Here is a 25191-nt window from a genome sequence, read left to right on the forward strand (position 1 = left end):
CCAGCTCCCACACAAGCCCGCTCCCACATTTTTATACCGCGCCAGGCTTACGCCTTGCTGATGATGTTACCGGCATGCAGCCCGCATTCCTTCTGCGTGGCTTCTTCCCACCACCAGCGACCTTCGCGCTCGTGCTGGTTGGGCAGTACCGGACGGGTGCAGGGTTCGCAGCCGATGCTGATGAACCCGCGCTCATGCAGGCTGTTGTAGGGCAGTTCCAGCATGCGGATGTAACCCCAGATCTCCTCGCTGGTCATCTGCGACAGCGGGTTGAACTTGTACAGGGTGCGTTCCGGGGTGGAGAAGGCCGTGTCGATTTCCAGCGCCGCTACCTGGCTGCGGGTGCCGGGGCTCTGGTCGCGGCGCTGGCCGGTGGCCCAGGCGCTGACGCCTGCGAGTTTGCGGCGCAGCGGCTCGATCTTGCGCACGCCGCAGCATTCGCCATGGCCGTCCTTGTAGAAGCTGAACAGGCCTTTCTCTTTGACGAAGGGTTCCAGCTTGCTCTGGTCTGGCGAGATCAGTTCGATGTCGATCTTGTAGAAGTCGCGCACCTGCTCGATGAACCGATAGGTCTCCGGGTGCAGGCGGCCGGTGTCGAGGCTGAACACCTTGACGTTCTTGTTCAGCTTCCAGGCCATGTCCACCAGCACCACGTCCTCGGCACCGCTGAAGGAAATCCACAGGTCGTCGCCAAACTGGCTGAACGCCAGCTTGAGGATGTCCTGGGCAGACTTGTTGGCATAGGTCGCGGCGAGGTCAGCGACGTCGAAGGCTTGGTTCATCAGGACGGTTCCTACAGGTCAGTGGCGCTGAGCGCTCTCTAGGGGGGCGATGGTATCAAATCCGCCCTGCGTTGCGGCGGCGAGCTTGAGTCGCTAGAGTTCGGCAGTCCTTTTGCTCGCTCAACCAACCACCTGTAAATGGGAGTGTCTTGTGGAAATTGCCTGTCTTGACCTGGAAGGGGTGCTGGTTCCGGAAATCTGGATCGCCTTCGCCGAAAAAACCGGTATTGAATCCCTGCGGGCCACCACCCGTGACATTCCCGACTATGACGTGCTGATGAAACAGCGCCTGCGCATCCTCGACGAGCACGGGCTCAAGCTCGCCGACATCCAGGAAGTGATCGCCACCCTCAAGCCGCTGGATGGCGCCATCGAGTTCGTCAACTGGCTGCGAGAGCGCTTTCAGGTGGTGATTCTGTCGGACACCTTCTACGAATTCTCCCAACCGCTGATGCGCCAGCTGGGCTTTCCCACCTTGCTCTGCCATCGCCTGATCACCGATGAGCATGACCGGGTGGTGAGTTACCAGCTGCGCCAGAAAGATCCCAAGCGCCAGTCGGTACTGGCCTTCAAGACCCTGTACTACCGCGTGATCGCCGCTGGCGATTCCTACAACGACACCACCATGCTGGGTGAAGCCGACCGTGGGATTCTGTTCCATGCGCCGGAGAACGTGATCCGCGAGTTCCCGCAGTTCCCGGCGGTGCATACATTCGAGGACTTGAAGAAAGAGTTCATCAAGGCGTCGAATCGGTCGTTGAGTCTCTGACTGTCCTCAGCGTCGAGCCCTTGTCAGCGCTGCTGCGTTTGACCCAATGGCAGGAAAGATCCTGATTCAGAACAACTGTGGACGGTGTGTGAGCTGGAAGATAGCGTCCAGCTCCGACTGTCCGCAGCTGTTTGTGAGGGATCACATGAAGCGTCTGTTTACCCATCAGAAATTGTTTCCCGGATTGCATTTAATCCAGGCTGTGTCTACGATCTCCCGAATTGGGAGGTTGCAGCGATACGCATAATCGCTCTATCTACCTTACGAATATTCTGGGAAAGCCATCCAGCCCATGCCGATGCCCAAACACCGCTGGTTGAGCTGTACCGTCACTTGGAAAAAGCGATTTACTCCACACCGCAGGCGCTCAAGGCAGAGCTCAGAACGGCAAGCGTTCTTAAAGGTGGCAGGGTGGTATTCAACGTCGGTGGCAATAAATATCGAGTAATCATGGCGATCGACTATCAGCGACAGCTTGGGTTCATACGTTTCGTTGGGACTCACGCGCAGTACGATCAGATCAACGCGGAGACCGTGTGATGAACATCAAACCCATACATTCACGGGATGACCTGACTGCAGCGCTTGCGCGCGTAGAGCAGCTATGGGGAGCGCAAATCGGCTCTCCCGAGGGTGACGAGCTGGAAATCCTCGCCATTCTCATTGAAAAATACGAGTCCGAGCATTACCCGATGCCACCTTCAGATCCGGTGGAGGCCATCAAGTTTCGAATGGAGCAGTTGGGGCTGACCCCGCGTGACCTCGAGCCTTTTATCGGTACGAGCGGGCGGGTGTCGGAAGTGTTGAATCACAAGCGCAAGTTGAGCCTGGCGATGATCAAGCGCTTGCACGAAGGTCTGCGTATTCCCTATGAGCGTTTGCTGGCGGGGGAGTAGCGGACAGATGCAGTACCAGGGCAAGCCTGGTCTCACCTTTGCTCATCCGGCGATCAATTGTCACTCGGGCGCAAAGCGTGGGTTGAATCGGCAGCCTTCTGCGTTGAACGAGTCGGCTGCACAGTGTTCGAACTTCTGTTTTCATGTGCGATATGATCGCATGCGATGTTTTTTGGCGTGCGTCGACGGCACGTATCCATTCAAACGATCAGGCTACAGGCCCAGGCATCACTCTTTGATCAGTGAAGCGCCTTGATGGGACAGGAAGAACGAGGCGTCTTCCAGGGCAACGGCGTCGTGTTCTTCGCCCGGCCCGATTTTCAGGTAGTCACCCGCCGCCAGGACCAGGTCGCCGAAGCGGATGCGCCCGCTAAGCATCATGATTTCCTCGCGACCTTCGTGATCATGCAGCGGAAAGCGCGCACCGGTGGTGAATTTGACCAGCTCCGAGCCGTCGCCATTTTCTCCCCAGATGGACAGGAAGCTGACGCCGGGATGTTCGGTGCTTTCGAAGACGCGCTGGGACTCAGTCAAGTGGATCATGATTTTCTTCCTTCAGGGTTTGATCAATGGGGTTTCGGTAGTTTTTCGCATTCGATTAAATCGAATGCGATTTAAATTTCTATGATTTGCCCGGCCTTGTCAAACTTTTTCTCAGGGCATGTATTCAAGGCCAGAGCCGCCGTGGATTCGCTGCCTGGGTAAGCACCGGAAACAACCACTCTTCCGATTTGATCGCATGCGTAGTAAATTGGCGGTTCGCCGTTGAAGTACCAGCAGGCATCAGGGAGCTTTTCGATGAAAACCAAACAGCCCATCACGCCAGACATCCAGAGCCTTTCTGAATTCCTGTGCTTTTCGGTGTATTCCAGCAATCTCGCGTTCGGGAAAATCTATAAACCCGTGCTGGAAAAATTCGGTCTGACCTACACGCAATACATTACGATCGTGGCGCTCTGGGAAGAGGAACCCGTGACTGTCAGTGCGTTGGGGGAAAAGCTTTTTCTGGAGTCCAATACCCTGACGCCGATCCTGAAGAAGCTTGAGGTCGCCGGCTTTGTAACGCGCCGCCGGGATGCCGAAGACGAGCGGGTCGTTCAGGTCAGCCTGACGAAAAAGGGACGCGCGCTGCGTGAAAGTTGCCCGGAACTCGACATCACCGAGGCGACAGGCCTTTCGCCCGAGGAGTTCACCCAGATGCAACGTGCCATCAGCAAGCTGCGCGACAGCCTGAATCGTTCGCGAGCCTGATGCCGGGCTGGCTTCACCCTTAAGAACCGGGCGCGCACCGCCCGGCAGCATCAGGGCAAGATACTTAAGGATACACAGCGAAGATTCCTGGACACATGGCGGATACATGGACGCAGTTTCATTGGGAGGCTTGAAAAAACCTGCACTGCGACTGCTCCGGTGTGTCCGATAGAGGACGGCCCGGGCCGGTCGTTGAGCACCTCCAACAATAAGACTGCCAGCGTTGCGTGCTGGTCGGAGTGATCAATGACAACGCTCTCCAAACATCTGGGCTGGCTTGGGATTGGAGTCCTCGGCGCCTGTGCGTTGGCCGTAGTGGCTTTACGGCGCGGCGAACCCGTGAATGCGCTGTGGATGGTAGTGGCCAGCGTCGCTATCTATCTCGTCGCTTACCGCTATTACAGCTTGTTCCTGTCCAGGCATGTGATGCAGCTCGACCCCTCCCGAGCGACGCCAGCCGTACGGAACAACGATGGGCTCGACTTTGTTCCTACCCATAAAAATGTGCTTTTCGGTCATCACTTTGCAGCGATTGCGGGGGCAGGTCCGTTGGTGGGGCCGGTATTGGCCACGCAAATGGGCTATTTGCCAGGCATTCTCTGGCTGATCGTGGGCGTGGTGCTGGCCGGCGCCGTGCAGGACTTCATGGTGCTGTTTCTGTCGATGCGCCGTAATGCCAGTTCTCTCGGCGAGATGGTGCGCGAGGAAATGGGCCGCATCCCTGGCACCATCGCCTTGTTCGGTTGTTACATGATCATGGTGATCATCCTCGCCGTGCTCTCGCTGATTGTGGTCAAGGCCTTGGCCGAAAGCCCCTGGGGCATGTTCACGGTGATGGCCACTGTGCCGCTGGCGATGTTCATGGGCGTTTATATGCGCTACATCCGTCCCGGACGGATAGGCGAGATCTCGATCATTGGCGTGGTGCTGTTGCTCGCCTCCATCTGGCTGGGCGGCCAGATTGCTTCGAACCCTTACTGGGCCAGCGTGTTCACCTTTACCGGCCCCCAAATCTGCGCACTGCTGGTGGGCTACGGTTTTGTGGCTTCGATCACGCCAGTCTGGCTGGTCCTCGCGCCGCGGGACTACTTATCGACGTTCCTTAAAATCGGCACGATCGTCGCGCTCGCCATCGGCATATTGCTCACGGTTCCCGAACTGAAAATGCCGGCGATCACGCAATTCGTGGATGGCAGCGGACCGGTCTGGCGTGGCGGGCTGTTTCCGTTCCTGTTCATCACCATCGCCTGCGGTGCGGTGTCGGGCTTTCACTCCCTGATCGCCTCGGGCACGACACCGAAGATGCTCGATAACGAGATCAACGCGCGTTTCATCGGCTATGGCGCGATGCTGGTGGAGTCGATGGTGGCGGTGATGGCGATTGTCGCGGCATCGGTGATTGAGCCGGGTGTGTATTTCGCGATGAACAGCCCTGCGGCGATCGTCGGGTCGGACGTCGTCACGGTCGCGCAAACGGTCAGCCAATGGGGCTTTGTGATCACCCCCGATGCATTGCAGGCGGTGGCGCGGGACATTGGTGAAAACACGGTGCTTGCCCGTGCAGGTGGGGCGCCCACTCTGGCCGTGGGGATCGCGCAGATTCTTCACCATGTGCTGCCCGGCAAAGACACCATGGCTTTCTGGTACCACTTTGCAATTCTGTTCGAGGCGTTGTTCATCCTCACCGCTGTGGATGCGGGCACGCGGGCCGGGCGCTTCATGTTGCAGGATCTGCTCGGAGCGTTTGCGCCCGCATTCAAGCGTACGGATTCTTGGGCCGCGAACATCACGGCCACAGCCGGGTGCGTTGCGATGTGGGGCTATCTGCTTTACCAGGGAGTGATCGATCCATTGGGAGGCATCAATACCTTGTGGCCACTGTTCGGTATTTCCAATCAGATGCTGGCGGGAATTGCATTGATGCTGGCGACCGTGGTGCTGATCAAGATGAAGCGGCAGCGCTTCATCTGGGTAACCCTGTTACCCACTGTGTGGCTCGTCATCTGCACCACCTATGCCAGCCTTATCAAGCTGTTCGATAAAGACCCGGCAATCGGCTTTCTGGCCCTGGCGCGTAAATATCAGGCCGCGCTGGATTCGGGCACGGTCCTGGCACCCGCGAAGAATCTGGGGCAGATGCACGACGTCATTTTCAATGCGTACATCAACTCGACACTCACAGTGCTGTTCCTGTTTGTGGTGTTGAGCGTGCTGGTCTACTCATGCAACGTTGCGCGTCTGGCCTGGCAAGCCCCCCATCGCAGCGACAAGGAAACCCCCTACGAGGCGGTGTCTCGATACAGTTCACCGACCGCCACCCATCCCTCATCCACGAAGGGCCCAGTCCATGTTTAAAGCACAACTGAAACGGAGCTTCACATGGTTCCGGCAACTGTCACGCCTGATGGTCGGTATACCGGATTACGAAAACTATGTCGCGCTCAGAGCCGTCAGCCATCCGGGTGAGCCGGTGATGACGTATGAACAGTTCTTCCGCGAACGCCAGGACGCCCGTTACAGCAAGCGCCAATGCACCACACGTTGTTGCTGAGCCAGGCGCTCGATTGAGGCATGAAAAGCACGCCACCCGAATGGGTGGCGTTGTTCCGATCCCATTGCGAAAACTGGCTTACAAACCTTCCAGCGTTTGCAGCAACACCCTTACCTTGGTCAGCGATTCCTGATACTCCGCCTCCCACTGCGAGTCGGCGACAATCCCGCCGCCGCCCCAGCAACACACTTGCCTGTCTTTCACCAGCAGGCTGCGGATGGCAATCGAGCTGTCCATCTCACCGCGCACATCCAGATACACCAGCGAACCGCAGTACAACCCACGCCGGGTCGGCTCCAGTTCGTCGATGATCTGCATCGCGCGGATCTTGGGCGCACCGGTGATGGAGCCGCCGGGGAAGCTGCCGGCGATCAGGTCGAGGGCGTCCTTGTCGGCCGCCAATTCGCCGGTGACGCTGCTCACCAGGTGATGCACATTGGGGTAGCTTTCCAGGCTGAACAGTTCCGGCACTTTTACCGAACCGGTGCGGCAGGTACGCCCGAGGTCGTTGCGCAGCAGGTCGACGATCATCAGGTTTTCGGCGCGGTCCTTGGGGCTGGCCAGCAGTTCGGCCGCGTTGGCGACGTCTTCTTCAGGCGTCGTTCCACGGGGGCGGGTGCCCTTGATGGGGCGGGTCTCGACGCGGCGTTCGCTGACGTGCACGAAGCGCTCCGGCGACAGGCTCAGCACCGCGCCGTCATCGGGCAGGCTCTGGAACCCGGAAAACGGCGTCGGGCAGGCTGCACGCAAGGCGCAGTAAGCCGCCCAGGGATCGCCGCTGCACACTGCACGAAAGCGTTGGGCAAAGTTGACCTGGTAGCAGTCGCCGGCCTGGATGTAGTCCTGAATACGTAGGATGGCTTGTCGGTAGTCCTCGGCGGTAAGGTCTGGGGCCATGGGGCCGTCAAGCTTGAAGGTCGCCGCGTTGTGGGCTACCGGCTGGCCGAACAGAGTGATCAAGCGCTGCTGTTCGCTCTCGGCCAGGGCCGGATGAAACACAAGTTGGCTGGTCTGCGCCTGATGGTCACTGATCATTGCCCAGGCATATAGCCCGAAACGCGCGTCCGGCAGGTGCAAATCGTCTGCGGCAGGGTGCGGCATGTGCTCAAGATGGCGACCAAAGTCATAGCTCAGGTAACCGATCAGCCCTCCCGCGAACGGCAGCTCATAGCCAGCAGGCAGATCCGCCTTGCCCAACTGCGTAAGATTTGCCCGCAAGCGTTGCAGGAAATTAACACCACTTTCGTCGGGCGATACCGTCAATGTCGCTTGTGGCCAGGCGCTCAGCAGGTCATAACGCCCGCGTTCGGCTGCCGGTCGCCCACTATCCAGCAGCACCGCGCCAGGGGCGTGACGAATCGCCGCGAAATACTCGGCGGGGTTGGCTCGATAGGGCAGCGGGTGTACGGAACAGGTCGACATGCGGGGTGGATCAGCCGTTGGCGTGGGGGAGGGGATTGTAGTCCCCTGTCGGTTATGGTCCTAGAGGGGATGTCGGGGATAAGCAGATTGAGGCCTTATCCTGAAAGATCAGTTGCTGGTTAGAAAGCCATCGCAGGCAAGCCAGCTCCCACATGGGAATGCGTTCAACCTGTGGGAGCTGGCTTGCCTGCGATGAGGCCGTCAGCCCTCTACCGCGGGAATATGCCCGAACATTTCCTGCACGAACCTCACCCGCTCCTCCGGTGTTTCCGTCACGCCAGCGGCTTTCAGCTCTTCCAGTCGCGCTTCTACCGCATGCGTACGCAGGGTCAAACCGCAGTCGTTGGCAATCTGGATATTCAGCCCTGGCCGCGCATTCAACTCAAGAATCAGCGGGCCTTTTTCCTGGTCCAACACCATGTCCACGCCGATGTAACCCAGCCCGCACAGTTCATGGCAACCGGCAGCGAGTTTCATGAACCCGTCCCAGTTCGGCAGTTGTACGCCATCCACCGCGTTGGTGGTGTCGGGGTGCTTGGTGATGATGTTGTTCAGCCAGGTGCCGCGCAAGGTCAGGCCAGTGGCCAGGTCGACGCCCACGCCGATGGCGCCCTGGTGCAGGTTGGCCTTGCCGCCGGATTGGCGGGTCGGCAGGCGCAACATGGCCATTACCGGGTAACCCATCAGCACGATGATGCGGATGTCCGGCACCCCTTCGTAGCTGATGCTCTTGAATATCTGGTCGGGGACCACGCGGTATTCGATCAGCGCACGATCGCGGTGACCACCCAGTGAGTACAGGCCAGTGAGGATGCTGGAGATCTGATGCTCGATCTCTTCATGGCTGATGATCTTGCCGGACACCGTGCGATAGCGCCCCTCGAAACGGTCGGCCACCACCAGGATGCCGTCACCGCCGGCACCCTGGGCCGGCTTGATCACGAAGTCGCTGCGCCCGCCGATGATGTCATCGAGCTTGTCGATGTCTTTCTCGGTGCTGATCACGCCGTACATTTCCGGCACATGGATGCCCGCCGCCAGCGCCCGCTCCTTGGTGATGATCTTGTCATCCACGATGGGGTACAGGCTGCGCTTGTTGTACTTGAGCACGTAGTCGGCGTTGCGCCGGTTGATGCCCATGATTCCCCGCGCTTCCAGGGCTTTCCAGGTTTTCCAGAAACCGAACATTACTGGTCAGCCTTCAGGAAGGCCTTGAAACGCACCAGCTCGGTCAGGCGGTAACCGCGATAACGCCCCATGGCCAGCATGAAACCCACTAGGATCAACAGGATCGCCGGGAAGGTGAACACGAAGTAGATCAGCTCGGGCACGCTCATGATGATGTGCGCCAGGGCGGCGGCGAACAGCGTACCGATCGCCACTTTCAGCGCATGGTTGGCGCCGCGTTCTTCCCAGGTGATCGACAGGCGTTCGATGGTCATGGTCAGGATCACCATCGGGAACAGCGCCACCGACAGCCCGCGCTCCAGCCCCAGCTTGTGGCTGAACAGGCTGATGGCCGCGATCAGCACCACCACGAAGGTCAGCACCACCGAGAGCCGTGGCAGCATTTGCAGCTTCAGGTGTTCCAGGTAGGAACGCAAAGACAGGCCCAGCGCCGTGATCAGGGTGAACAGCACAATCCCGAAGCCCAGTTGCGTCTCGCGGAACGCCAGGGCAATCAGTACCGGGGTGAATGTGCCGAGGGTCTGCAGGCCGATCAGGTTGCGCAGAATCAGGATCACCAGCACACCGATCGGGATCATCACCATGATCATGAAGGTCTGCTGGGTTTGCAGCGGCAGGCCGTACAGCGAGTATTCGAGGAAATTCGCGTCGGTGTTTTCGTCGGTCAGCTTGGCCAGACGGATGGCGTTCATCTCGCTGTTGTTGAGGCTGAAGGTCACGGTCGCCTTCTTGCCGCCGTCGACAGTGATCAGGTTTTCATCGCCGGTCCACCACAGCAGGCGGTCCGCCGGCAGGCCCTGTTCGCCGGTTTCCGGGTTGAAGTACAGCCAGTCGTTGCCATTGAAGCTGCGCAACCACAGTTCCGGGGTTTGTGGCTGGTCGGCGACGAGGCGGATGGTGTGGACCTTTTCCACCGGCACGTGGGCGATGGACAGCAGCAACTCCACGATCTTGGCCTTGTGCGGCGTGGACGGGTCGCCCGCCAGCAGCAGCTTCACGTTATCGTCGTTGAGGTTGTTGGTGCGCTTGATGGCTTCGCTGATAAAGGTCTCGACGTCGGCCGAGTGCTGGCGAATCGGCGCGAGCAAGGCTTCGGCGGCGATTTTTTCCGGGCCCTCCACGGCAATGCTGTCGCGGAAGGTCGGGCCCTTGACCTTGATCTTTTCACCGCTGTAGCGCTTGGTCAGTACCAAACGGTAATAGAGGGTCTGGTTGCCCTTGGCGCGGCGTGCCGACCAGGTGACCTTGCGGTTGCCGTCGATGCGGTTGACGCTCACCCCGTAGTTGTTCGAGATGAAGCTCTCGTTGAGGCTCACGAAATCGCGGCTCAGCGGTGGCACGAACATCTGGATCTTCACCGGGTCTTTCGGGTTGGGCACGAATTCGACCTTGGCGTCGATGTTCCACAGGTCGTCCGTGGCGTCCTCGGTCACCGGGATCCCCAGCACGAAAATCTGATAAGCGGTGACCGAAATACCCAGTACCACCAGGACGGCGATCAGGATTTTCAGGTGCAGGGTAAGAGAGCGCATTCGGTTTACTCGGCGGTATGAGCGTCGGCGGCGCAGGCGGGTTTGCCTGCAGCATATTTAAGACTGGGGTCGACCAGCGCATCAAAGCGTTTCAGCGCTTCGGAGCCGATCAGCAGCGGGTATTGGAATGCGCTACGGTCAGTCAAGTTCACTTCGATGCTGCGTAAAGCGGTGCCCATGCAGATATCCAGGGCAATGACCGGGCGGGCGGTGTAGTTCTTGTCCTCATCGGGGTCGTAGTCGCCGGCGCGGCGCTTGATCTTGCTGACGCGGGCCAGTGGGCGTTCGATGGGGTGGGAATGGGCGGTGTCGATTGCCAGGTAGAAGCGCACCCAGGACTCGCCGTTACGCTTGAAACGCTTGATATCGCGGGCGCTGAGGGAAGCGGTCTTGGCGCCGGTGTCCAGTTTGGCCGCGACTTCAAGGTCGATGCCGGCCAATTGCGCGTATTCATTGAGGCCGTACACGGTCTTCTCGGCGCCGACGCCGAGATTCGGTAGGGACAACAGGCAAATCATTAAGAGGAAGGGCTTGAGTCTCATAAATCCCGAGGCGGTGCAGTGCGATGGTCAATTCAAGGCGACTGGCATTGCTGCGCAAGCTCCCTCGTGCGCCGTTTCATCACGTGATGTCAGGCAAATGCGGCGGGCATTCTAACATGATGCTTTTTTGGCGCCAGCGCTGGCAGGCGGCCATGCCCTGATAAAGTGCAAGCGGGGTTATTAGACGATTGTCGACAATGTGGATTTATTCTTTGACTACTTAGGGCTTATTGGCTAGTTTTTGCGGCATTGCTTTTGAAGGTGTCGACAATATGCTGGATCAATCGGAAGCGCTGGTGGCGACGACAGACGAATCCCAGACCATGTCCGAGAACGTCTTCCGCCGCATCCAGGCCGCCATCGTCAAGGGCGAAATCGCCCCGGGCAGCAAGATCTCCGAGCCTGAGCTGGCGCGTACCTACGGCATCAGTCGTGGGCCGCTGCGCGAAGCGATTCATCGCCTGGAAGGCCAGCGCCTGCTGGTGCGTGTGCCCCATGTGGGCGCGCGGGTGGTGTCGTTGAGCCACGCTGAACTGATCGAGCTGTATGAAATCCGCGAATCCCTCGAAGGCATGGCCTGCCGCCTGGCCGCCGAGCGCATGACCGACGCGGAAATCGAAGAACTGCGCCAGGTATTGCACACCCACGAGCGCGACGCGGCGTTCCAGGCCGGTCTTGGCTACTACCAGCAGGAAGGTGACTTCGACTTCCACTACCGGATCATCCAGGGCGCAGGCAACCGCACCCTGACGCAGATGCTCTGCGGCGAGCTGTACCAACTGGTGCGCATGTACCGCATCCAGTTTTCCACGACGCCCAACCGTCCACGCCAGGCCTTTGCCGAACATCACCGCATTCTGGACGCGATTGCCGATCGCGACGGTGAACTGGCCGAACTGCTGATGCGCCGCCATATCGGCGCGTCCAAACGCAACATTGCCCGTCACTTCCCCGACGGCACTTCCCCCTCACGAGGTGAATGATGAGTTCCAATAACAAGACGACTCCAGGCCAGCGTTTCCGTGATGCGGTCGCCGGCGAACAGCCCTTGCAGGTGGTTGGCGCGATCAACGCGAACCACGCGCTGCTGGCCAAGCGCGCCGGTTTCAAGGCCATCTACCTGTCGGGTGGCGGGGTGGCCGCAGGCTCCCTCGGCGTGCCGGACCTGGGCATCACCGGCCTGGATGACGTGCTGACCGACGTGCGCCGCATCACCGACGTGTGCGACCTGCCGCTGCTGGTGGACGTGGACACCGGTTTCGGCTCCTCGGCGTTCAACGTGGCGCGCACCGTCAAGTCGATGATCAAGTTCGGCGCCGCCGCCATCCATATCGAAGACCAGGTCGGCGCCAAGCGCTGCGGTCATCGTCCGAACAAGGAAATCGTGTCCCAGCAGGAAATGGTCGACCGCATCAAGGCCGCCGTCGACGCACGGACCGATGACAGCTTCGTGATCATGGCGCGTACCGATGCCCTGGCGGTCGAAGGCCTGGAGTCTGCCCTGGAACGTGCCGCCGCCTGCATAGAGGCGGGGGCCGACATGGTGTTCCCGGAGGCCATCACCGAGCTTGAAATGTACAAACTGTTCGCCTCCCGTGTGAAAGCGCCGATCCTGGCCAACATCACCGAGTTTGGCGCCACACCGCTGTACACCACCGAACAATTGAAGTCTGCCGATGTTTCCATCGTGCTGTACCCGCTGTCGGCCTTCCGTGCCATGAACAAGGCGGCCGAAAACGTCTACACCGCGATCCGTCGCGACGGTACCCAGCAGAACGTGATCGACACCATGCAGACCCGCATGGAGCTTTACGATCGCATCGACTACCACACCTTCGAGCAGAAGCTCGACGCGCTGTTCGCAGCCAAGAAGTAAAGAACAGCCTCCCTAATAAATTCAAGATTGGAGAACCGACATGGCTGAAGCAAAAGTATTGAGTGGCGCCGGCCTGCGTGGCCAGGTGGCCGGGCAGACTGCGTTATCCACCGTCGGCCAGGCCGGCGCCGGCCTGACCTATCGCGGTTACGACGTACGCGAACTGGCCGCCGATGCACAGTTTGAAGAAGTCGCCTACCTGCTGCTGTACGGCGAGCTGCCGACCAAGACCGAACTGGCTGCCTACAGCGCCAGGTTGAGCAAGCTGCGCGACCTGCCGCAAGCGCTGAAGGAAGTGCTGGAACGCATCCCCGCCGACGCCCACCCGATGGACGTGATGCGCACCGGTTGCTCGTTCCTGGGCAACATCGAGCCCGAGAAAGACTTCAGCGTGCAGCGCGATGTCACCGACCGTCTGCTGGCCGCCTTCCCGGCGATCATGTGCTACTGGTACCGCTTCAGCCATGACGGCAAGCGCATCGACTGCGTGACCGATGAACCCTCCATTGGCGGCCACTTCCTGCACCTGTTGCATGGCAAGAAGCCGAGCGAGTTGCACGTCAAGGTCATGAACGTTTCGTTGATCCTCTACGCGGAACACGAATTCAACGCCTCGACCTTCACGGCGCGGGTGTGTGCTTCGACCCTGTCCGACCTGTATTCCTGCGTCACCGCCGCCATCGGCTCGCTGCGTGGCCCGCTGCATGGCGGTGCCAACGAAGCGGCGATGGAAATGATCGAGCGCTTCTCGTCCGCTGAAGAAGCGGTCGAAGGCACCCTCGGCATGCTGGCGCGCAAGGACAAGATCATGGGCTTCGGCCACGCGATCTACAAAGACAGTGACCCGCGCAATGAAGTGATCAAGGGCTGGTCGAAAAAGCTGGCTGACGAAGTGGGTGACAAGGTGTTGTTCCCGGTCTCCGAAGCCATCGACAAGACCATGTGGGACCAGAAGAAACTGTTCCCCAACGCCGACTTCTACCATGCCTCGGCGTACCACTTCATGGGCATCCCGACCAAGCTGTTCACCCCGATCTTCGTGTGCTCGCGGCTGACTGGCTGGGCAGCGCACGTGTTCGAACAGCGCGCCAACAACCGCATCATCCGTCCAAGCGCCGAATACACCGGCGTAGAACAGCGCAAGTTCGTGCCAATCGAACGTCGCTGAATGGGATGAGCCTGAGGCACCGGTTTTAAGCGTTGGAACCGGGTCAATGTGGGAGCCGGGCTTGCCCGCGATGATTGACTGACATTCAACACAGGTGTCGACAGTTACATCGCTATCGCGGGCAAGCCCGGCTCCCACAGGGACCGTGTTCATCCAGACCGATGCCGCAGGTTCGTTCCACCTAACTACCGTGACCGAGTCCTGACGATGAACACTGAATTTCGCAAACCGCTCCCCGGCAGCCGCCTGGATTACTTCGACGCCCGTGCGGCAGTCGATGCAATCACCCCCGGTGCCTACGCCACCTTGCCCTACACCTCTCGCGTCCTCGCCGAGAACCTGGTGCGTCGCTGTGACCCGGCCACCCTCGATGCGTCCCTGAGCCAACTGATCGAACGCAAGCGCGACCTCGATTTCCCGTGGTTCCCGGCCCGTGTGGTGTGCCACGACATTCTGGGCCAGACCGCCCTGGTGGACCTCGCCGGCCTGCGCGACGCCATTGCCCAACAAGGGGGGGACCCGGCCCAGGTCAACCCGGTGGTGCCGACCCAGCTGATCGTCGACCACTCCCTGGCCGTCGAAGCCGGTGGTTTCGACCCGGACGCGTTCGAGAAAAACCGCGCCATCGAAGACCGTCGCAACGAAGACCGTTTCCACTTTATCGAGTGGACCAAAAAGGCCTTCAAGAACGTCGACGTGATCCCGCCGGGCAACGGCATCATGCACCAGATCAACCTGGAGAAAATGTCCCCGGTGATCCAGGTGCGCGACGGCGTGGCCTTTCCGGATACCTGCGTCGGCACTGACAGCCACACCCCCCACGTGGATGCCCTGGGCGTGATCGCCATTGGCGTCGGCGGCCTCGAAGCCGAGAGCGTCATGCTGGGTCGTGCCTCGTGGATGCGCCTGCCGGAAAGCGTCGGCGTGGAACTCACCGGCAAGCTGCTGCCGGGCATCACTGCCACCGACATGGTGCTGGCGCTGACCGAATTCCTGCGCAAGCAAAAAGTCGTGGGTGCCTGGCTGGAGTTCTTCGGCGAAGGTGCTTCGGCGCTGACCCTCGGCGACCGCGCGACCATCTCCAACATGGCCCCGGAATACGGCGCCACGGCGGCGATGTTCTACATCGACCAGCAGACCATCGCTTACCTCAAACTCACCGGGCGCGAAGACGAACAAGTCGCGCTGGTGGAGCAGTACGCTCGCCACACCGGCCTGTGGGCCGATGACCTCAAGGGCGCGCAATACGAGCGCGGGCTCACGTTTGACCTGTCCAGTGTCGTGCGCAACATGGCCGGCCCGAGCAACCCGCACGCCCGTGTCGCGACCCGCGACCTGGCCGCCAAAGGCATCAGTGGTCAATGGGAAGAAGTGCCCGGCCAGATGCCGGATGGCGCAGTGATCATCGCCGCCATCACCAGTTGCACCAACACCAGCAACCCGCGCAACGTGATCGCCGCCGGCCTCCTGGCACGCAACGCCAACAAGCTTGGGCTCACCCGCAAGCCGTGGGTCAAATCGTCCCTGGCACCGGGTTCGAAAACCGTGGCCATGTACCTGGAAGAAGCCGGTCTGGGCCACGAGCTGGAAAAACTCGGCTTTGGCGTGGTGGCGTTTGCCTGCACCACCTGCAATGGCATGTCCGGCGCACTGGACCCGGTGATCCAGCAAGAGATCATCGACCGCGACCTGTACGCCACCGCCGTGCTGTCGGGCAACCGCAACTTCGACGGGCGCATTCACCCGTACGCCAAGCAGGCGTTCCTGGCCTCGCCGCCGTTGGTAGTGGCCTACGCGATCGCCGGCACCATCCGTTTCGACATCGAAAAAGACGTGCTGGGCCTGGACGCCAACGGCAAGGAAATCCGCTTGCAGGACATCTGGCCGAGCGACGAGGAAATCGACGCGGTGGTGCAGTCGGCGGTGAAGCCGGAGCAGTTCCGCCAGGTCTACATCCCGATGTTCGCGATTCACGAAGACACCGGCCCCAAAGTCGAGCCGCTGTATGCATGGCGTCCGCAAAGCACCTATATCCGTCGCCCGCCGTATTGGGAAGGTGCGCTGGCCGGTGCGCGTCCGCTCAAGGGCATGCGCCCGCTGGCGGTGCTGCCGGACAACATCACCACCGACCACCTGTCGCCGTCCAACGCGATCATGCTCGACAGCGCCGCTGGCGAATACCTGGCGAAAATGGGTGTGCCGGAAGTCGACTTCAACTCGTACGCGACGCACCGTGGCGACCACCTGACCGCCCAGCGCGCGACCTTCGCCAACCCGAAACTGTTCAACGAAATGGTCCAGGAAAACGGCAAGGTCAAACAGGGCTCCCTGGCGCGTATCGAGCCGGAAGGCCGGGTGACGCGGATGTGGGAAGCCATCGAGACCTACATGGAGCGCAAGCAGCCGCTGATCATCATCGCCGGTGCCGATTACGGTCAGGGTTCGTCCCGCGACTGGGCCGCCAAGGGCGTGCGCCTGGCCGGTGTAGAGGCGATCGCCGCCGAAGGCTTCGAGCGCATCCACCGTACCAACCTGGTGGGCATGGGCGTGTTGCCCCTGGAGTTTCTGCCGGGCACCGACCGCACGACCTTGAAGATCGATGGCAGTGAGACCTATGACGTGATCGGCGCGCGCACCCCGCGTGCCACGCTGACGCTGGTGATCAACCGCAAGAACGGCGAGCGTGTCGAAGTGCCGGTGACCTGCCGCCTGGACACCGCCGAAGAAGTGTCGATCTACGAGGCGGGCGGCGTGTTGCAACGTTTTGCCCAGGACTTTCTGGAATCGGCGGCGACTGCCTGAAGAGGACAACCATGGCACACGTAGCGCAAATCAAGATCCCCGCCACCTACATGCGTGGCGGTACCAGCAAGGGCGTGTTTTTCAGCCTCCAGGACCTGCCCGCCACGGCCCAGGTGCCGGGCGCTGCCCGTGACGCGCTGTTGCTGCGGGTGATCGGCAGCCCCGATCCCTACGACAAGCAGATTGACGGCATGGGCGGCGCCACCTCCAGCACCAGCAAGACCGTGATCCTGGCCAAAAGCACCCGCGCCGACCACGACGTGGACTATCTGTTCGGCCAGGTCTCCATCGACAAACCGTTCGTGGACTGGAGCGGCAACTGCGGCAACCTGTCGGCGGCGGTGGGCTCCTTTGCCGTGAGCAACGGCCTGGTGGATGCGTCGCGCGTTCCCCGCAACGGCGTGGCGGTGGTGCGGGTCTGGCAGGCCAATATCGGCAAGACCATCATTGCCCACGTGCCGATCACGGACGGTGCGGTGCAGGAAACCGGCGACTTCGAACTGGACGGCGTGACCTTCCCGGCGGCCGAGGTGCAGCTGGAATTCATGGACCCGGCAGCGGAAGAAGAGGGCGGCGGTGGCTCGATGTTCCCCACCGGCAACCTCGTCGACGAGCTGGACGTGCCCGGTGTCGGCACCTTCAAGGCCACGTTGATCAACGCCGGTATTCCCACCATCTTCATCAACGCCGAAGACCTGGGCTACACCGGTACCGAGTTGCAAAGTGCGATCAACAGCGACCCGAAAGCGCTGGCCATGTTCGAGACGGTGCGGGCCTACGGCGCGGTGCGCATGGGGCTGATCCAGCATGTGGACGAAGCCGCCGGGCGCCAGCACACGCCCAAGGTGGCGTTCGTGGCCAAACCTGCGGATTACGTGGCTTCCAGCGGCAAGGCGATCAAGGCCGGCGATGTGGACCTGCTGGTGCGCGCGCTGTCCATGGGCAAATTGCACCACGCCATGATGGGCACGGCAGCGGTGGCGATCGGCACGGCGGCGGCGATCTCCGGAACGCTGGTCAACCTGGCCGCCGGTGGCATCGAACGCAATGCGGTGCGCTTCGGGCATCCGTCCGGCACCTTGCGCGTCGGGGCCGAAGCCAGCCAGGTCAACGGCGAGTGGGTGGTGAAAAAAGCCATCATGAGCCGCAGTGCCCGAGTACTGATGGAAGGCTTCGTCCGCGTGCCCGGCGACGCGTTCTAGCGACTGTCACCGGCCCAATGTGGGAGCGGGCAAGTCGAAGCGTCGAACCGCCGCTCCCACAGAGGGATTTCTATTCCAAGGCAGACAATCAAGATCTGCACCCTGACAACCGTGAGCCCGAGGACCATCCCCAACCCATTTTTCGGAGTACCGCCATGAGCGCCAACGTCGACCAGAACAACCGTCCGGACTACGACCAGGTTTTGCAGGATATCGCCGACTATGTTCTCAACTACCGCATCGATTCCCGGGAAGCACTGGACACCGCCCGCAACTGCCTGATGGATACCTTGGGCTGCGGCCTGCTGGCCTTGCGTTTCCCCGAGTGCACCAAGCACCTGGGGCCGATTGTCGAGGGTACGGTGGTGCCGTTTGGCGCGCGAGTGCCCGGCACCTCGTTCCGCCTGGACCCGGTCAAGGCCGCCTGGGATATCGGCTGCATCGTGCGCTGGCTCGACTACAACGACACCTGGCTGGCCGCCGAATGGGGCCACCCTTCGGATAACCTCGGCGGCATTCTGGCGGTAGCCGATCACCTGTCGCAAAAGCGCGTGGCCAATGGCGATGCGCCGCTGACCATGCGCGTCGTGCTTGAGGCAATGATCATGGCCCATGAGATCCAGGGCGTGATTGCCCTGGAAAACTCATTTAACCGCGTCGGCCTCGACCATGTGCTGCTGGTGAAAGTCGCGTCCACGGCGGTGACCGCCAAGCTGATGGGCGCCAATCGCGAGCAACTGCTCGCGGCCTTGTCCCAGGCCTTCGTCGACGGCCAGGCACTGCGTACCTATCGACATGCGCCGAACGCCGGTTCGCGCAAGTCTTGGGCGGCGGGGGATGCATCGAGTCGCGGCGTGCGCCTGGCGGATATCGCGTTGCGGGGCGAGATGGGTATTCCCGGTGTGTTGAGCGCGTCGCAATGGGGTTTCTACGACGTGCTGTTCAGCCACACCAACAAAGACCTGGCCCTCAAGCCCGAGGACAAGCGTGCGTTTCGCCTGTCCCAACCCTACGGCACCTATGTGATGGAAAACGTGCTGTTCAAGATCAGCTTCCCCGCCGAGTTCCATGCGCAGACCGCCTGCGAAGCGGCTGTCATCTTGCACCCGCAGGTGAAAGGCCGTCTGCATGAGATCGAGCGTATCGTCATCACCACCCACGAGTCGGCGATTCGCATCATTTCCAAAGCCGGTCAACTGGCCAATGCAGCAGACCGTGACCATTGCCTGCAATACATGACTGCCGTGCCGCTGGCGTTCGGCAACCTGGTGGCGGAGCAGTACGAAGATGCGTTCCATGCCGCGCACCCGATCATCGACGAACTGCGCGACAAGATGGTTATCGTCGAAGAGCCCCGCTACAGCCGTGAATACCTGGAAGCCGACAAGCGTTCCATCGCCAACGCCGTGCAGGTGTTTTTCCACGACGGTTCCAGCACCAGTCAGGTGGCGGTGGAATACCCCATCGGCCACCGCCGCCGTCGGGCCGATGGCGTCCCGTTGCTGGAAGATAAGTTCAAGGCCAACCTGGCCACGCGGTTTACCGCGCAGCGCAGTACCGAGATTTTTGCGTTGTGCAAGGATCAGGCGTTGCTTGAAAAAACTCCGGTTCATCACTTTGTGGGGTTGTTCGTGATCTAGCCGTTTTTGCTCTGAAACACTTTGCCTGTTATTCGTCCTACAGGTTGGGAACCATATTTCGGAGAAGTGCCAATCAGGTAGGCCAGTCAGCCGTAAAAGGTTGTCTGGTCACCTACCTGAGCATCGAATCCTGAATAGAGGTACTTGTATGAGTCGTGTGAACAGTCAACCCGCTGTGTCCTATCAGCCCGGCTACCAAACTCCGCCCACTGCTGCTCCAGTCCCACACAACGAAGCCGTAAGGAGCGATGAAAATACTGGGCGGGCGCGTGCAAACGTTACCACTCAGCAGCGCAAAGCGCTTGGAACACAGGGCAGGATTGAAAGCGCGCCGACCCAGGGGCAATCGGCAGTCATTGATCAACTGCGCAACGACAACAAGGCGCTGCGTGGCCAGCTTAAGCAAGTGGTGGATGAGTTCACGTCGATCATCAGCGGGCTGCAGCAACAAATTACCCAGTTACAGCAGCAGTTAGGGGCTAAAAACAGTCCTGCTTCAGCAGCGCCTCAACTTCAAGCTCAGGCGCCAGCCCAGGCTTCGGTGGGTGCCACTGCCTCTAATGGGCTTCAGGAACTGGCCGAGGAGAACAAGCAATTGCGCATGACGGTCAACGATCTGACGGCGCAGTTCAATGCCGTCGTGCAGCAACTTCAACAGCAGATCGGCGAATTGAAACAAAAACTCGCAGGCCAGGAAGCACCTGAGTCTCCTTCTACGTCTTCGCCTCAACCTGCCTCTGTTGAAACGGCCGCCGCGAGCACCAGTGCGCAGGATGTTGGTACGCCAAGCAGCGTTGAAAACCTGAAACGTGAAAACGAAGCCCTGCGCGCCGACATCCAAAAGATGATTGAGCATTTCAAGGTCGTGATCAAAGAGCTGCAAAGTCAAATCGTTGAACTGAACCAACAGAGCAGTACCCCGGGCGCATAAACGATCGAGTGCGGTCAGGTCGGCAGGCAGCGCCAGGCGCGCGGCCTGCCATTGGTCGCCGTCGGCGCGCTTCTCTATTCGAACCGCACGATCACCCGGCGGTTATGTTTGCTCTTCTTCTCGATTTTCTCGCAGAACACCCGGCCGATTTCCTCGGTGTTGATCACGTGCGTACCGCCGCACGGCTGGATGTCGATACCACCGATTTCAATGACCCGCACCGAGCCCTGGATCACCGGGGGTGCCACCGCCTGGGTGCGCGTGATCTGCAGCAGGGTGGCGTATTCGGAGGCGGGCATCGACAGGGTTTTCACCTGATGGGCCTGTTCGATCAGGGCGTTCAGGTCACGGGTGATGCTGTCTTTGTCGAGAGTCATTTCCGGCAGGTCGAAGTCCAGGCGGCCCTTGTCCGCACTGATGCTGCACCCGGTCACGGGCGCATCGATGAGCGAGCACAGCAGGTGCAGGCAGGTGTGCATTTTCATGTGCTGGTAGCGCCGTTCCCAATCGATACCGGCCTCCACCTGCACGCCGGCGATCAACTGTGGCGGGCAGTGTTCCACCTGATGCCAGATGATCGAGCGCAACACCGGGTCGCGCACTGTGCCGGTTACTTCGACCCGTGTGCCGTCTGCCAGGATCAGGTGGCCGGTGTCGCCAGGCTGCCCGCCGCCGGTGGGGTAGAACAGGGTGTGCTCCAGGGCGACGCCGTGTTCGCTGACGGCCATCACCCGGGCGTTGAACGCATTCTGATAAGGCGCGCTGTCGAACAGTGCCAGGGTTTCCATGGTGTGCACAGACATGTTCAACCTCCAACGATCAATGGGCTGGCTTGCAGCAGGGTTCGCACCATCGCACTCAAGCCAGGAGGAGAGAGCAGGGTGACTTCAAATTCGGGGCCGCAGACTTTCAGGTTCAGCGGCAGGCGCGGCAGGGTGTCGGCGTTTTCGACGCGGCGCAGGCGAAATTGCAGGTGATGCCGCTCCTTGACCGTGGGTTCCAGCATCAGGCCCGGCAAGGGGTGAAAGTCGGCATCCAGCACCGTGACCCGGTGGCTGATATTGATTTCGCCGACCACGTGCAGGCGGTCATGGAGGGCAAAGGCGCCCAGGTAATTGCTGGGCTCCGAGTCGTCGTTCTTCTGCAACTGGATCTGGTTCACCACCTTGACCTTGGTGCCGGCGGGCACGTCCTGGGTGATCACGCAGGACGGGCTGATGAACACGTTGTCGCCGATCTGCACGTAACCCAGCACCCGCGCCCCGGAGCCGACTTCGACATTGTTGCCCAGGCGCGGATGGCGCTTGCCGTCGGGGTTGTTGGCGATGCCCCGGGCGCCCAGGGTCACGCCGCATAGGATGTAGCAGTCGTTGCCGATCTCGCAGGTTTCGCCGATCACCGTGCCGTAGCCGTGGTCCAGCACGAAACGCCGACCGATGCGCGCGGCAGGGTGGATTTCGGCGCCGGAGAGGATCTTGCCCTGGTTGCCGAGCTTGAGGGCGATGCGCGAAAACACGCCGTTGGTCTGGTCGGGGAAGTTCCACACCAGGTGCGCGAGGCGGTAATACAGCACGGCCTTGAACGAGGCGTAGGACTCCAGGATCAGCTCGCCGCGCCCGCGTGAAGCCGGATCGCGGTAGGCATACGCGATCAGGTCCTCGGCCACCGCCTGGGCCGCGTTCTGGATCAGCGGCGCCAGGTGCGGCTCCAGTTGCTTCATTTGCGTGGGCGTGAGGGACTTGATGAGGTGGGTGAGCAACTCATCGTGCAACTGTTGCATGTCGATAAAGCCCCCCATGGAGGCACCCCCGCATTCTGGATGGTTGGAAAACCGGTTATTCGAAACTGGGCAGGTAGCTGTCGGCATTGTCGTAGACCAGGGTCAGCACCACCGTTTCAGGTGGCAGTTCCGGGGCAAGGTTGGCGATGGCCACCATGTTCGCCGCCGAGGACAGCCCAAGGCTGATGGCGTCGGTGCGCATGATGCGTTTCATCATGTCGATGCAGGCCTGGCGCGAGACCTTGAGCATGCCGTCGATCACATCCAGGTTGAGGATGCTCGGGATCAGGCCGATCGACAGGCCCTGGATGTGATGCGGCGCGTGCCGGTTCTTCAGCAGGTCGCATTCCTCCGGCTCCACGCCCATCACGCGCAAGTGCGGCCAGGCTGCTTTCAAGGTTTCGCCGATGCCGGTGATATGCCCGCCCGTGCCGATGCCGCTGACGAGGTAGTCCACGCGGCGTTCGCCGAAGGCGCGGAGGATTTCCGGCGCGGTGGTGTCGCGATGGGTCTGCGGGTTGGCACCGTTGCGCTGCTGGTTGAGCATCACGTAGCTGGGATTTTCCAGTTGCAGCTCCATGCATTTTTCGCCGTGGGAATTGTTGCCCAGACGGCTGTCCGACAGCACCACCTTCGCGCCATACAGACGCAGCAGTTTCTGTTTTTCGGGGCTGTAGTTGTCGGGAATCACCAGCACCACTTTGTAGCCCAGCACATTGCCGGCCATCACCAGGCCAATGCCGGTGTTGCCGCCGCTGGGCTCGATGATGGTCTGCCCGGAGTCACGGATCAGGATGCCCCGCCGCTCGGCGTCGAGGATCATGCCCAGGGCGATGCGTGCCTTGTGGCTGCCGCCGGGGTTGAGCGATTCGAGCTTGGCGTAGACCTCGATGCCGAGGTCTTCGGAAAACTGTGCCAGGCGCACGATCGGCGTGTGGCCAATCACGTCGAGAATGGAGTTATGCAGCATCATTCAGCCCTCCGGGTCAGTACAGCGGCATGTCGGGCTCGACGTCGCGCACCCAGTGTTTCATGCCGCCTTGCAGGACTTTGGTGTGCGCAAAGCCGGCGGCCAGCAGGGTGCTTGCGGCCTGCTCGGCACGGGTGCCGGCATAGCAGATCAGGTAATGGGTGTTGTCGCGGCTGAGGCTGTCGAGCTGTGAGTCCAGTTCGGCCAGCGGGATATGCACCACGCCCGGCAATTTGCACACCTCCAGTTCACTGGCGTCGCGCACATCCAGCAGCACTTCGTCGCTGCGTGGGTGTTCCAGTACTTGCTTGAGTACGCGGGGCTTGATGTAGCGCTCTTCGGCCAGGGAGGGCTGGCTGGGGATGGCGTCGGCGCAGGCGGTGGGCGTCTGGGTTTCGGCTTGACGCAACTCCGAGCAGCACGGACAGTCGGCACGGCGCTTGAAGCGGATCTCGCTGAACTTCATGGCCAGCGCGTCGAAACGCATCAAGCGGCCGGACAAGGACTCGCCGATGCCGATCAACAGCTTGATCGCCTCGGTAGCCTGGATCATGCCGACCACGCCGGGCAGCACACCGATCACCCCGCCCGCGCTGCAATTGGGCGCCAGCTCGGCGGGCGGTGGGCTGGGGAACAGGCAGCGGTAGCACGGCCCGCCGTTATGGTTGAGCACGCTGATCTGCCCGTCGAAACGGTAGATGGCACCGTAGATCAACGGTTTGCCCAACTGAACGCAGGCGTCGTTGACCCGGTAGCGGGTCTCGAAATTGTCGGTACCGTCGATCACCAGGTCGTAGGCGCCCACCAGTTCCAGGGCGTTGTCGGCGTTCAACGCAGTGTCGTGGGCATTGATCCGGATATGGCGGTTGAGGTCTTGCAAGCGTTGCCTGGCGGACTCCACCTTGGGCAGGCCCAGGGTGCTGTTGCCGTGCACGATCTGGCGTTGCAGGTTGCTGCTTTCCACCACATCGAAATCCACCAGGCCCAGGGTGCCGACACCGGCTGCCGCCAGGTACAGGCTGATGGGCGAGCCCAGGCCACCGGTGCCGATGATCAAGACCTTGGCTTTCTTGAGGTTCAACTGGCCTTCGCGACCGACGCCGGGCAGGGTGATGTGGCGTACGTAGCGCTGTACTTCTTCGTTGCTCAGGGCGTCGACGTCCATGCCACCGGATGTGGCCAGCAGCACTTCGATCCGGGCCTTTTCCGGAAGTTGGTCGTCGGCGCTGATCAGTTCTTCTTCGGCGGTGAACAGAAAGTGTTCCTTGAGCTGGTTGTTCTTCTCGTGGAACAGGTGCGCGCGTAATTGCGGGTGGCTGCCGCAGAGGTTTTCAATGACTTCGCGCAAGGTCGATCCGGTGCCCTGGAGGGTCGATTCCGGCAGCTTGGCCACGCGAACCAGAATGTCGGGGAAAGAGACAGCATTCATGGACAGCTCCGTGTGCAGGTCGTCGAAAGGGTTGAGAGCAAACTGCCTGCCGTCCCAGGCAAACAGCTTGGAGCCCAGGGCGTGGCCTTGGCGGACGTCCACCACCAGGTAACTGACGGGGTAGATCGGCTCGCCCATGAACAGCGCCTTGTCCTGGTCTTCGTCGCTGAAATACGCGCCCACGTCCGGGTGGGAGTGGTAGATGACCACCACCGGGTTGTCGCTGCGAAACGCCTTGTTCATCAGCAGCGTGTCGGCCACCGAGAACGTGTAGCCGTTGGCGGCGCTGCGCGGGTACATCCCGGGGTCTTTGCGGTGCAACTCGTTCTGGATGTTGCTGCCCAGGTACACGCTGCCATCCGCGAAGACGAAACCACAGCATTCCTCGGGATAGCTGCGGCTGGCGTGGGCGTAGATCTGTTCCAGGGCGGTGGGGCGGAGGACTTCCATGTTTCTCTCG

23 protein-coding genes are annotated in these 25191 nt (G+C 60.9%); 13 read left to right on the forward strand and 10 right to left on the reverse strand.

The genetic code is table 11. From position 1 onward, the window contains the following. Window positions 1–47: 47 nt before the first annotated feature. On the reverse strand, window positions 48–782 hold the full coding sequence (locus ACW9IB_RS09420) for a phosphoadenylyl-sulfate reductase (protein WP_457365245.1): 735 nt from the start codon (window positions 780–782) through the stop codon (window positions 48–50). Between the two features lie 151 nt (window positions 783–933). On the opposite strand from ACW9IB_RS09420, the gene thrH reads away from it, so the two are divergent. From thrH to ACW9IB_RS09435, 3 genes are all read left to right on the forward strand, one after another. After that, on the forward strand, window positions 934–1551 hold the full coding sequence (gene thrH / locus ACW9IB_RS09425) for a bifunctional phosphoserine phosphatase/homoserine phosphotransferase ThrH (RefSeq protein WP_457365246.1): 618 nt from the start codon (window positions 934–936) through the stop codon (window positions 1549–1551). Between the two features lie 237 nt (window positions 1552–1788). Next, complete coding sequence (locus ACW9IB_RS09430) at window positions 1789–2091, forward strand: type II toxin-antitoxin system HigB family toxin (protein ID WP_457365247.1); 303 nt, start codon at window positions 1789–1791, stop codon at window positions 2089–2091. Beyond that, on the forward strand, window positions 2091–2447 hold the full coding sequence (locus ACW9IB_RS09435; RefSeq protein WP_457413367.1) for a helix-turn-helix domain-containing protein: 357 nt from the start codon (window positions 2091–2093) through the stop codon (window positions 2445–2447). The genes ACW9IB_RS09430 and ACW9IB_RS09435 overlap by 1 nt, the downstream gene beginning before the upstream one ends. A 228-nt stretch (window positions 2448–2675) precedes the next feature. Here the strand turns inward: ACW9IB_RS09435 and ACW9IB_RS09440 are convergent, their stop codons facing one another. Continuing rightward, window positions 2676–2990, reverse strand: a complete 315-nt coding sequence (locus tag ACW9IB_RS09440; protein ID WP_457413368.1) for a cupin domain-containing protein — start codon at window positions 2988–2990, stop codon at window positions 2676–2678. A 255-nt stretch (window positions 2991–3245) separates the two neighbouring features. Here ACW9IB_RS09440 and ACW9IB_RS09445 point away from each other — a divergent pair, with 255 nt between their 5' ends. From ACW9IB_RS09445 to ACW9IB_RS09455, 3 genes are all read left to right on the forward strand, one after another. Continuing rightward, window positions 3246–3698 (forward strand): MarR family winged helix-turn-helix transcriptional regulator, encoded by a 453-nt coding sequence (locus ACW9IB_RS09445; protein ID WP_177037559.1) that lies wholly within the window; start codon window positions 3246–3248, stop codon window positions 3696–3698. Between the two features lie 246 nt (window positions 3699–3944). Next, window positions 3945–6053, forward strand: a complete 2109-nt coding sequence (locus ACW9IB_RS09450; protein WP_457413370.1) for a carbon starvation CstA family protein — start codon at window positions 3945–3947, stop codon at window positions 6051–6053. Continuing rightward, window positions 6046–6249 carry a YbdD/YjiX family protein gene (locus ACW9IB_RS09455; RefSeq protein WP_177037561.1) on the forward strand — a complete coding sequence of 68 codons (204 nt, stop codon included), beginning with the start codon at window positions 6046–6048 and terminating at the stop codon, window positions 6247–6249. Before ACW9IB_RS09450 ends, ACW9IB_RS09455 begins: the two co-directional genes overlap by 8 nt. 78 nt (window positions 6250–6327) lie before the next feature. Here the strand turns inward: ACW9IB_RS09455 and pabB are convergent, their stop codons facing one another. From pabB to rloA, 4 genes are all read right to left on the reverse strand, one after another. After that, on the reverse strand, window positions 6328–7671 hold the full coding sequence (gene pabB / locus ACW9IB_RS09460; protein ID WP_457413372.1) for an aminodeoxychorismate synthase component I: 1344 nt from the start codon (window positions 7669–7671) through the stop codon (window positions 6328–6330). Window positions 7672–7872: 201 nt separating this feature from the next. Continuing rightward, the gene (locus ACW9IB_RS09465) at window positions 7873–8859 is read right to left on the reverse strand and encodes an alpha-L-glutamate ligase-like protein (protein ID WP_457413373.1); all 987 of its coding nucleotides are present in this window, start codon (window positions 8857–8859) and stop codon (window positions 7873–7875) included. After that, the gene (gene rloB / locus ACW9IB_RS09470) at window positions 8859–10391 is read right to left on the reverse strand and encodes an osmotic stress tolerance membrane protein RloB (RefSeq protein ID WP_457365254.1); all 1533 of its coding nucleotides are present in this window, start codon (window positions 10389–10391) and stop codon (window positions 8859–8861) included. The genes ACW9IB_RS09465 and rloB overlap by 1 nt, the downstream gene beginning before the upstream one ends. 5 nt (window positions 10392–10396) lie before the next feature. Continuing rightward, on the reverse strand, window positions 10397–10933 hold the full coding sequence (rloA, locus tag ACW9IB_RS09475) for a retropepsin-like aspartic peptidase RloA (RefSeq protein ID WP_457365255.1): 537 nt from the start codon (window positions 10931–10933) through the stop codon (window positions 10397–10399). Window positions 10934–11205: 272 nt separating this feature from the next. Here rloA and ACW9IB_RS09480 point away from each other — a divergent pair, with 272 nt between their 5' ends. From ACW9IB_RS09480 to ACW9IB_RS09510, 7 genes are all read left to right on the forward strand, one after another. After that, window positions 11206–11916, forward strand: a complete 711-nt coding sequence (locus ACW9IB_RS09480; RefSeq protein WP_457365256.1) for a GntR family transcriptional regulator — start codon at window positions 11206–11208, stop codon at window positions 11914–11916. Then, a complete protein-coding gene (gene prpB, locus ACW9IB_RS09485; RefSeq protein ID WP_457365257.1) occupies window positions 11916–12809 on the forward strand; it encodes a methylisocitrate lyase in 894 nt (297 codons plus the stop codon). The genes ACW9IB_RS09480 and prpB overlap by 1 nt, the downstream gene beginning before the upstream one ends. A gap of 40 nt (window positions 12810–12849) precedes the next feature. After that, window positions 12850–13977 carry a bifunctional 2-methylcitrate synthase/citrate synthase gene (gene prpC, locus ACW9IB_RS09490; protein ID WP_457413374.1) on the forward strand — a complete coding sequence of 376 codons (1128 nt, stop codon included), beginning with the start codon at window positions 12850–12852 and terminating at the stop codon, window positions 13975–13977. A gap of 207 nt (window positions 13978–14184) precedes the next feature. Beyond that, window positions 14185–16779, forward strand: a complete 2595-nt coding sequence (gene acnD, locus ACW9IB_RS09495) for a Fe/S-dependent 2-methylisocitrate dehydratase AcnD (RefSeq protein WP_457413376.1) — start codon at window positions 14185–14187, stop codon at window positions 16777–16779. An 11-nt stretch (window positions 16780–16790) separates the two neighbouring features. Next, window positions 16791–17981, forward strand: a complete 1191-nt coding sequence (gene prpF, locus ACW9IB_RS09500; RefSeq protein ID WP_457365260.1) for a 2-methylaconitate cis-trans isomerase PrpF — start codon at window positions 16791–16793, stop codon at window positions 17979–17981. 155 nt (window positions 17982–18136) lie between these two features. Then, a complete protein-coding gene (gene prpD / locus ACW9IB_RS09505; protein WP_457413377.1) occupies window positions 18137–19621 on the forward strand; it encodes a 2-methylcitrate dehydratase in 1485 nt (494 codons plus the stop codon). A gap of 148 nt (window positions 19622–19769) precedes the next feature. Then, complete coding sequence (locus ACW9IB_RS09510; RefSeq protein WP_457413378.1) at window positions 19770–20552, forward strand: hypothetical protein; 783 nt, start codon at window positions 19770–19772, stop codon at window positions 20550–20552. 74 nt (window positions 20553–20626) lie between these two features. On the opposite strand, the gene ACW9IB_RS09515 is transcribed toward ACW9IB_RS09510, so the two are convergent. Genes ACW9IB_RS09515 through moeB form a run of 4 tightly spaced genes read right to left on the reverse strand, consistent with a single transcriptional unit; the run spans window position 20627 to window position 25181 of the window. Then, the gene (locus tag ACW9IB_RS09515) at window positions 20627–21355 is read right to left on the reverse strand and encodes an alanyl-tRNA editing protein (RefSeq protein WP_457413379.1); all 729 of its coding nucleotides are present in this window, start codon (window positions 21353–21355) and stop codon (window positions 20627–20629) included. 2 nt (window positions 21356–21357) lie between these two features. Further along, window positions 21358–22350 carry a serine O-acetyltransferase gene (locus ACW9IB_RS09520; RefSeq protein ID WP_457365264.1) on the reverse strand — a complete coding sequence of 331 codons (993 nt, stop codon included), beginning with the start codon at window positions 22348–22350 and terminating at the stop codon, window positions 21358–21360. 37 nt (window positions 22351–22387) lie between these two features. Next, the gene (locus ACW9IB_RS09525; RefSeq protein ID WP_457365292.1) at window positions 22388–23302 is read right to left on the reverse strand and encodes a PLP-dependent cysteine synthase family protein; all 915 of its coding nucleotides are present in this window, start codon (window positions 23300–23302) and stop codon (window positions 22388–22390) included. A gap of 16 nt (window positions 23303–23318) precedes the next feature. Then, a complete protein-coding gene (gene moeB, locus ACW9IB_RS09530) occupies window positions 23319–25181 on the reverse strand; it encodes a molybdopterin-synthase adenylyltransferase MoeB (protein ID WP_457413380.1) in 1863 nt (620 codons plus the stop codon). Window positions 25182–25191: the final 10 nt, after the last annotated feature.

The sequence above is a fragment of the Pseudomonas sp. SDO524_S393 genome, from assembly GCF_054071875.1.

What these genes read in the sequence shown, in the direction of transcription:
- ACW9IB_RS09435 (WP_457413367.1), top strand. Translation starts at nt 2,091, where the DNA reads ATGAACATCAAACCCATACATTCACGGGATGACCTGACTGCAGCGCTT.
- pabB (WP_457413372.1), bottom strand. Translation starts at nt 7,671, where the DNA reads ATGTCGACCTGTTCCGTACACCCGCTGCCCTATCGAGCCAACCCCGCC.
- moeB (WP_457413380.1), bottom strand. Translation starts at nt 25,181, where the DNA reads ATGGAAGTCCTCCGCCCCACCGCCCTGGAACAGATCTACGCCCACGCC.
- ACW9IB_RS09455 (WP_177037561.1), top strand. Translation starts at nt 6,046, where the DNA reads ATGTTTAAAGCACAACTGAAACGGAGCTTCACATGGTTCCGGCAACTG.
- rloA (WP_457365255.1), bottom strand. Translation starts at nt 10,933, where the DNA reads ATGAGACTCAAGCCCTTCCTCTTAATGATTTGCCTGTTGTCCCTACCG.
- ACW9IB_RS09450 (WP_457413370.1), top strand. Translation starts at nt 3,945, where the DNA reads ATGACAACGCTCTCCAAACATCTGGGCTGGCTTGGGATTGGAGTCCTC.
- ACW9IB_RS09440 (WP_457413368.1), bottom strand. Translation starts at nt 2,990, where the DNA reads ATGATCCACTTGACTGAGTCCCAGCGCGTCTTCGAAAGCACCGAACAT.
- ACW9IB_RS09520 (WP_457365264.1), bottom strand. Translation starts at nt 22,350, where the DNA reads ATGGGGGGCTTTATCGACATGCAACAGTTGCACGATGAGTTGCTCACC.
- prpB (WP_457365257.1), top strand. Translation starts at nt 11,916, where the DNA reads ATGAGTTCCAATAACAAGACGACTCCAGGCCAGCGTTTCCGTGATGCG.
- prpC (WP_457413374.1), top strand. Translation starts at nt 12,850, where the DNA reads ATGGCTGAAGCAAAAGTATTGAGTGGCGCCGGCCTGCGTGGCCAGGTG.
- prpD (WP_457413377.1), top strand. Translation starts at nt 18,137, where the DNA reads ATGAGCGCCAACGTCGACCAGAACAACCGTCCGGACTACGACCAGGTT.
- ACW9IB_RS09515 (WP_457413379.1), bottom strand. Translation starts at nt 21,355, where the DNA reads ATGTCTGTGCACACCATGGAAACCCTGGCACTGTTCGACAGCGCGCCT.
- ACW9IB_RS09480 (WP_457365256.1), top strand. Translation starts at nt 11,206, where the DNA reads ATGCTGGATCAATCGGAAGCGCTGGTGGCGACGACAGACGAATCCCAG.
- rloB (WP_457365254.1), bottom strand. Translation starts at nt 10,391, where the DNA reads ATGCGCTCTCTTACCCTGCACCTGAAAATCCTGATCGCCGTCCTGGTG.
- ACW9IB_RS09525 (WP_457365292.1), bottom strand. Translation starts at nt 23,302, where the DNA reads ATGCTGCATAACTCCATTCTCGACGTGATTGGCCACACGCCGATCGTG.
- acnD (WP_457413376.1), top strand. Translation starts at nt 14,185, where the DNA reads ATGAACACTGAATTTCGCAAACCGCTCCCCGGCAGCCGCCTGGATTAC.
- ACW9IB_RS09510 (WP_457413378.1), top strand. Translation starts at nt 19,770, where the DNA reads ATGAGTCGTGTGAACAGTCAACCCGCTGTGTCCTATCAGCCCGGCTAC.
- ACW9IB_RS09420 (WP_457365245.1), bottom strand. Translation starts at nt 782, where the DNA reads ATGAACCAAGCCTTCGACGTCGCTGACCTCGCCGCGACCTATGCCAAC.
- ACW9IB_RS09445 (WP_177037559.1), top strand. Translation starts at nt 3,246, where the DNA reads ATGAAAACCAAACAGCCCATCACGCCAGACATCCAGAGCCTTTCTGAA.
- prpF (WP_457365260.1), top strand. Translation starts at nt 16,791, where the DNA reads ATGGCACACGTAGCGCAAATCAAGATCCCCGCCACCTACATGCGTGGC.
- ACW9IB_RS09465 (WP_457413373.1), bottom strand. Translation starts at nt 8,859, where the DNA reads ATGTTCGGTTTCTGGAAAACCTGGAAAGCCCTGGAAGCGCGGGGAATC.